Source organism: Anaerohalosphaeraceae bacterium (genome assembly GCA_037479115.1).
In the GTDB taxonomy this organism is placed as follows: Bacteria; Planctomycetota; Phycisphaerae; order Sedimentisphaerales; family Anaerohalosphaeraceae; genus JAHDQI01.
Genome location: JBBFLK010000045.1, coordinates 1 through 5,582, shown reverse-complemented (window position 1 = coordinate 5,582; position 5,582 = coordinate 1). Strand labels below are relative to the sequence as shown.

The window sequence follows — 5,582 nt, the reverse complement described above, 5'->3', positions numbered from 1 at the left end:
ATCGCAATAAACAAACTCAACAAAACTAAAACTTATTTAATGGAAACGGTACTAGGATTGTTCTTTGTCGGAAGCTCGATTTGTTTATCCTCTGTGACCGAGGTGAATGAGGTATTGTCCATTATCAAGAGAAGAGAGAATCTGTTGGAATCCGATAAAAGCTATTCTGCTTCTTTTCAAATGCTGAATCAGGCATGTATGTTCGACCCGAGACAAGGTGATGTTCGTATCGAAGGCACAATCACTTGGAGAAAGGACAATCTCTGCATGAAAATGCTCTATTCTTATCTCCAGAATCCTATTTATGTATCTCCCGATACAGGTATCTATAAACAAATCGATTACGATCGAAACCGACGTCTTATTCTCTGGAGGCCGCTGGAAAAGTATATTTTATCTACCCTTGAAAGAACCGAGATAGTAGATATCTATCAGCTTTTCTTTGTGTCCCCTGAAGGAGAATTTGAACAATCAGAAGATTTGTATAGAATTAAGCATATTTTTCCGTCGGACTGTCCCCTTGATGGAACATACGAGTTCAAGCATTTCTTAATGGCAAGCGGGATTGGATTTCTCCACTATCTTGAACCTAATAGCCCCCCGGAGATTGAGCCGGTAAAGAACACCGTATTCCGGCTTAAATACAGTGGAAACTATGGAAAAGAGGTAAAAGGTGTGTGGGAACTTATTCTTGATCCCAATACGTTCTTTTTTGTTCAACATGCACTGTTTACAAATGAAAAAATGGTAACTCCTTCTGTGGAAGTGTCAACGTCCAGAGTTGTTATTGATGGTCCTCTTCATTATGCCAGCCAAGGCACGCTGGTATTTAGCGGGATGACGAGAAAAAGGTATGAGAAGATTAAAATTTTCGCGGGAGATAACCTGGAGCTGCGTCAAGAGGTTTATCAGAAAATAAAAGAGGAGTTGTCTGGGACAGATATCGTAGAGTTTACAGGAAAGAAACCCGTTCGAATTTTTATGAAATAGTCTCCAATAATCGGCCGGCTGCTGGAGGGAAAGGAGGTCTGCCGATGAAGAGACAAAGGAGCAGTACAGGATATAACGGATTTCTGCTGTCGGCAATGATGCTTTTGTTTACCGATATTCTGCCTGCCTGTCCTCCGCCGCCCTGCCCGCCGTGTTATGCACGTGTTGGAGACGACTGTGTTTGGCTTTGCGGCGTGGATCAAGTTTGCTGCAAAGGGGTCTGCTGCACGAATGCCTGCTGCGATAATCAAAGATGTTATAATCGTGATCTGCAACAATGCTGTGGTTATGGAAACGGGACATTCTGTAATAAATTTGGTGAGTGTTGCATGGAGGGAACCTGTAGGCCTCGAGACTGTGGAGGGCAATGTTGCCTTACAAGCCAATTTTGTTGTGGAGACAGTAAAGAGGGCGTATGTTGTAATGCCGGCGAGGTGTGTTGTTTTTATCTTAACCCTCCTTATTCCCGCTATTGCGCACAGCCTTGTTCGAGTGCAATTGTAGACGCCGATAGTTGCAGCGAAGCCAAAGAAGAAAACGAAAAATGTCCGGGTTGCACACATGGAATGATTCCGCCATTTTGTATGGAGTTCCACTGGCTTGATTATACGGGTTTAAAGATTAGGGAATGTTACAATGGATGTCCTCAGAGAGATTGGAACTTACGTAACGAAATCTGTTATCAGCGAAAAATGTGTATAGGATCTTTTAAAGAAAACCAAATGTGCATGGTCTGTCAGGGTGAATTGATTTGTGTGCCCCTGCTGAATATCTCAAGCCCTCCATCTTGTTATTACGGAACGGGTTACGGAACGGGGGAATGTATCGTTGAAATTCTCTGTGCAATACTTGTTAGTTGTGAAAAGTGTTCTCAAACGAATGAAATCATTGATACTTATTACAGAGAAACCTGCAACTGTAAATAAATATCGGTGTTTGCAAAAGGAGATTGAACATGAAAAATGCAAAAGTCTTGTTCGCGGTATGTGCCATTGCATGTACAGGCAGTCTGCATTGGATTCATACGCCCGTATTCGCCTCTGAATCATCTGATGATATCCATGAACGGGAAATCACAGCTCCATCTGAAATAATCGCCGTACTGGATTTAATCAGCACCTGTACACAGGACAACTACAGAAAAATCCAGACCTGGACCGGTCAGGCAGAGGTGGAGATCAAATACCTTCACACCGGAAAGAACGCAAAAGAGATCTTTCAGGCCTTCACGGATGGGAAAGGGGAGCCTCCTCACGCTCTCCTCCAGATAATAAATGAGCAATTCGAGTTCGCGGTCAATGCCCAAAAGAATCTTGTGTATACGGATTCCTTTCGTGCCAAACCCAGCCGTTATCTGGACGCCGCGACCCTACAGGATCTTGGAAATAAGGGTTCCAATCCGCACCGCCTGACTTGTATTGCAACTCCGGATTATCTCATCCAGGCAGAACCGCGAAGCGTAGATCCTAAAGAGAAGAAAATCACGGCAAGCTGGGCAACCAAGATTCCGTCAAAAAGAAATCCTTCAACGGAGTTGTATGATGAAACAGGCGATCCCAGATTGACATTTGCTCCGGGTGGAGTATACCCTTGGAAAGGTTTTGATTCTATTCGAGACAAGATCCAAATGAATGCCAAAATCGAATTTGATGGTTATCAATATAAAGTGTATGAGGCAAAAAGAGGTGACCAACAGATTTTCAAAATTATTCATCCGGCAGTCATAAACCTTCAGCGGAGCAGTCCTGAGCATTATGTCGTTACGACCAAAATCTGTTCCGGGAAATATGGTTATAATTTTACCGAATGGAAGATTTCCCGAGGTGATGGGTTGCTTCTTTCAGAATATTTCTGGGAATATGAATTGGTTAAGGGTGTTTTTTTACCTGCTCTCTACATTGAGAAACAGTACAATTCGAGTGGCGAAATAGTGCGTGAAAGAAAAATGCAATTTGTTGTAAACAAAATTAATCAGTCACTCAACCTTGATAGATTTGACTATAAGAATCTGCCTCTCCGTGACGGCGACCTGTTTATCGATGAAATCGAAAACAAACGATACACGTTTAATGCAGGTCGCCTCGTGGAAGAAATAAAAAAATAAGATCGAACGGACGGCGGATTTATCAGAACATATGCGGATAAACAAGGCGGAATTCCTCCTGAATGATTCAAAAGGTCTCGAATTTTTTTGTTTTTTTTCTTGACAAGTTCAGACGGGGGGGGGGTAATATTTACAATAAGCATCAGAAGGCAAGCATCAGAGCGGTCGGTGAAAGGATACAATTAGGCAGGAGAAAATCAGGGCAAGGCAGACGGATAAGGAGTCCTTCACGTAAGAGTTATCCCCCACCTTGCAGCCGAAAGAGACGGAGTACAGACAAAAGGAGTTCGGCTATGCATAGAGGACATTTCTTAACGGGTTTGACGGTTGGAGTCTGGATTGGGTTGGCAGGTTTGTCTTTCGGGGCTGCAGAACAAAAAGTCCCGCCGGAGATTGCCGCCTTGTTTCAGTCGGCCCAGCAATTTCAAAAGGAAGGCCGAATTGAACAAGCCCGGGCCGACTATCAGCGAATCATCGAATCGTTTCCTAATACCCCCTGGGCCGCCGAGGCATATTCTCAAACCCTTGTTCTTCAGATTCAGGGGGGAAATCTGGATGAGGCACGAAAAATGCTGCCTTCCTTTTGGCAGAATTACTTTTCCCAGACGAATTTTGTCCAACGGCTCCATGAAATTGGATGGGATTTTGTCAAGGCGGGGGATTACGAGACGGCCCTTGGTATCTATACAGACCTTCAGAAACAGTTCCCCAACCATGAACGGGCTGTTTGGTTTCAGCGGTCGATTGTCCAAACCTATCTGGAACAAGGAGATATGCAGAAGGTTCGGGAAGCTGTTGAGCAGATGAAAACCGCCTATATTGGGCATCCGGATTATGTCGAACAAATGCACCAAACAGCAATCCGTTTGCGGGATAAAAAACAGTATGAGCTGGCCGGTGAAATCTATGATTTTCTGCTGCGAAATTTTCCGGATTGTCCCCAGGCGGCGGTCTTGAAACGGATGCAGATTCAGAATTGCCTGCAGATGAGCCAGTCTGAACGAGCTGCCTGGGAAGCAGAGGACTTTCTGACGGACTTTTCAGAGAAACCGGATTTTGTTCGTCAGGCCCATGAACTGGGATGGGAATTCGTAGTGCGTCGGGACTTTGACAGTGCCTTGAAAATTTATCGGTTTTTGCTCGAGCATTTTCCGGACCATGAGCGAGCGGCGTGGTTTCAGCGGTCAATTGTTCAGACCTTTTTGGAAAAAGGAGACATTGAAAAAGTGCGGGATGCCGTTGAGCAGCTTACAACCGGCTTTGCTCACTGCAAAGACTATGTTCAGCAGATGGAAACGGCGGCGCAGCGGCTCCGCGGCAGAAATCAGACGGCCATTGCGCTGGACATCTATGATTATCTGTTAAGCAATTACCCGGATTGTCCCCAGGCCGTTTCGCTGGCACGGGCAAAAATTCAGTGTCTGCTTGAGGCCGGTTCTCTTTCGGCAGCCCGGGAGGAACTCAATCGGCTGGCTCGCTATCGAGAGCGGGAGGACACCGTACGGCATCTCCATGAGCTCGGATGGGAATTTTCGACTCGAAAGGATTATTCGACGGCAGAGCAGATTTATCTCTCTCTGAAAGCACAATACCCCCATCATGAACGAACCGTTTGGTTTCAGCGGTCCCTGATTCAATTGTACATCCAGACAGCCGAGGAAGACCGCCTGGCTGCCGCCGTAGAAGAACTGGCCGAGCGGTACAGCGGGCATCCGGATTATGTCAACCAGGTGGAGATTGCGGCTGTTCGCTTGATGGATGCGGAGTATTATGACTATGCATCCTATCTGTGCGAGCGGCTGTTGGCCAAGGTTCCGGATAAGGTTCGTCCTGTCTGGGTGGTACAAAAACAGATACGCTCCTCGCTGGGCCGCGGTGATGTTGCGGCGGCGGATGCATATCTGGCCCGGCTGCATCAGGATTTTGCAAAGGAGCCGGATTATTATGATGCACTCAGCTGGGCGGCATATGAATACCGCCGGTTTGGGCATTATCCGCAGGCCATTCGAATGTATGAACAATTGGCTGCGATGAATCCGGGGCCGAAGGTTCGGCTGCGGTGTGATGAGGGCATTGCCCGCTGTTTTGTGCAGCTGGGAGATGATGCCCGCGTGCAGGAGCAAGTCCGGCGGATTTACGAGCGGTACTATGCCGGCAATCGGGAGGGCGTGGCGTTTTATGTAAACGCCATTGCCGAGGAATATTACAATCTGGCGATGACGGCCCTTCAGAAAGGGGATTCCGCCAGGGCCCAGACCGCATTTGATAAGGCGGTGGCCTTGCTGGAGTCGGTGTATGCGACGATGCCGACGGCTCATTATGAATGCATGGCATCCTATCTGATGGGTCTGTGCCGATATTATCAGAAGGATTGGCAGGCGGCGGCGGATGCTTTCCAGGCGGCGCTGGAGGCCGAACCGGGCTTTCAGTATGCCGGTTCGCTGCACTGGATGATCGGGGTTTGTTATGAGAACTTAAAAGCCGACGG

At 46.9% G+C, this 5,582-nt stretch carries 3 protein-coding genes; all 3 read left to right on the top strand.

The features are described 5' to 3' along the window. A partial coding sequence (locus WHS88_12545; protein MEJ5261008.1) for a hypothetical protein occupies positions 1–990 on the top strand: 990 nt, incomplete at its 5' end. A gap of 955 nt (positions 991–1,945) precedes the next feature. Further along, positions 1,946–3,094 carry a hypothetical protein gene (locus WHS88_12540; protein ID MEJ5261007.1) on the top strand — a complete coding sequence of 383 codons (1,149 nt, stop codon included), beginning with the start codon at positions 1,946–1,948 and terminating at the stop codon, positions 3,092–3,094. Positions 3,095–3,387: 293 nt separating this feature from the next. Beyond that, positions 3,388–5,582: tetratricopeptide repeat protein (locus WHS88_12535; GenBank protein ID MEJ5261006.1), on the top strand; the 2,195-nt coding region annotated here is incomplete at its 3' end.